General features: G+C 37.8%; 2 protein-coding genes. Both read left to right on the top strand.

The genetic code is table 11. The annotated features are described in order from the left end of the window. Nucleotides 1–724 precede the first annotated feature (724 nt). Nucleotides 725–898, top strand: coding sequence for a hypothetical protein (locus ACFWRT_RS37590; RefSeq protein WP_375839303.1), 174 nt, complete (start codon nucleotides 725–727; stop codon nucleotides 896–898). 90 nt (nucleotides 899–988) lie between these two features. Beyond that, nucleotides 989–1,897: a rolling circle replication-associated protein gene (locus ACFWRT_RS37585; RefSeq protein ID WP_375839305.1), complete on the top strand. Its 909-nt coding sequence runs from the start codon at nucleotides 989–991 to the stop codon at nucleotides 1,895–1,897. Nucleotides 1,898–1,952 lie beyond the last annotated feature (55 nt).

Raw genomic sequence — 1,952 nt, 5'->3', positions numbered from 1 at the left:
AATTTCGTTTCTCCAGTATAACACAAAACGTGATTTTTGAAGCAAAACGGTTCCTCTTTATGGAGCCGTTTTTTTTATTTCCCGAAGGGTTATTTGTCAGAATGACAAACCGATTTCGAGCCGGCGAGAACCCATTGTCACACCACGATTTAGGGGGTGTGTATAAATGGGCACTCTCTGTGAAATTTGAAGCTTTGAAATTCCGAATGGCGCACTTATACACTCTGTCGAGTGAGTGCTAAAATGCTGAAGCATTTCCGTCAAGCGTGTGGAGGAATCTTGTAGAGAGATATAGCATAGATACCCGTATCTCTAGAGATATTTTGGTATATCCCTGCTATATCTATGGGGTATCTATGCTATATCTTTGGCTTCAAAAACGGCACCTGTTCTAAGAGCATAGAAACTCAACAGGCACAGCCTGTTTGACACCCTTTTTTTTAGGGTGGCACCGAGTTTCCTTATGCTCTTTTTCTCTGAAGCTAAACCTGTTTTATATGTCGTAGTCTTTTTATTGGGAGTGACCCCTTGCTGTACAATTTCCGGAGGTGCCGATAAGGGACGAATTTTCCCTTGTCGGTTGCCTTTGGGGATTGTAAGGGGTGGAGGCTCGGAATCAAAAGGAAACGAAATATCATTCCGAGTGTGCTTCTTTTTTCTGTTCTTGAATTCTATTATTTCCAATGTTAGAATTATGTTAACAACTTGTTAGGAGTGTGTTTGGATGGAAGAGAAAAAACAAATTGGACCTCGAATTACTGTTGAAACATTTAAAAAGCTAGAGTTATTAGCCGAACATTTTACAAAACACAATGAATTTGGAAGAGTTTCAAAAGATGCTGTAATTGAGTTTGCTATTAAGGAATTGTATAGGGACTATTTGGGAAAAGGACGCTAATTTTTGTTGAAAAACTGACTTCGGATTTGGGGTTCTTTATTATTAACTTGATTTTAATTAAACATTACAGGAAAAATTGAGGGGAAATGGATGGATAAACGCAATGGTGACGCGGTTTTCATAGCTCCAAATGATGTTGTAAAAGTGACCACTATGAATCACGTCATTGAAGTTCAGCATATGGAGAAGATGAACCGGAAAAATAATATCAAAAAATTGGACAAGGATAGGTTTGTAGACCTCTCTACTGGGGAGATCCGGGAGTTCGAGCATTCGGAAAATCGGCAGGAAAATTATAATTCTTTGAGACAAACCTTTAAGAAGCTGCGTTATTTGATAAATAACAATTTTATAGGACGGCCAAATGAATTACATATAACTTTGACATACAAGAAAAATATGACGGACACGAAAAAACTTTATAGTGATTTTCAAAATTTTATCGACAGGTTGCGTTATAAATACAAGAAAGAAAGTTCGATAGATTATTTATCGGTGGTAGAGCCACAAGGACGTGGAGCCTGGCATTGTCATGTTTTAATGCGCTTTAATGATTTGGATAAGATTTATATTAAAAATGCTGAATTAAGGAGTCTATGGGGTTTAGGATTTGTAACAATCAAGTCATTAAAGGATATAGACAACATAGGAGCCTATTTGAGCGCTTATTTGACTGATATAGACCTAGAAGATGTCCAAGACAGGGAAACAGCCTTAAAAGTGGCTTCAGAGGGCTGTGAGGTGCAAACAAAGATCGTAGAAGGTCGGGAAAAGAAATTTTTAAAAGGCGGACGGCTGCACATGTATCCTTCCGGAATGAATATGTATCGAAAATCAAAAGGGATTGTTAAGCCGGAACGGGAAGAAATGAAGTTCGGAGACATAAAAAAAGTAGTGGGTTCGGCAAAACCACACTACGAGAAAAGTTATCATGTCGAAAATGACAATTTTGAAAACACAATTTCGTTTCTCCAGTATAACACAAAACGTGATTTTTGAAGCAAAACGGTTCCTCTTTATGGAGCCGTTTTTTTTATTTCCCGAAGGGTTATTT

Origin of the sequence: Streptomyces cyaneofuscatus (assembly GCF_042718795.1) — a bacterium.
GTDB lineage: Bacteria > Actinomycetota > Actinomycetes > Streptomycetales > Streptomycetaceae > Streptomyces > Streptomyces cyaneofuscatus_A.
The sequence above is the reverse complement of the archived record's forward strand: the minus strand, read 5'-3'. Positions and strand labels throughout refer to the sequence as shown.

Coding starts and splice junctions, on each gene's coding strand:
- ACFWRT_RS37590 (WP_375839303.1), top strand. CDS start 725: ATGGAAGAGAAAAAACAAATTGGACCTCGAATTACTGTTGAAACATTT.
- ACFWRT_RS37585 (WP_375839305.1), top strand. CDS start 989: ATGGATAAACGCAATGGTGACGCGGTTTTCATAGCTCCAAATGATGTT.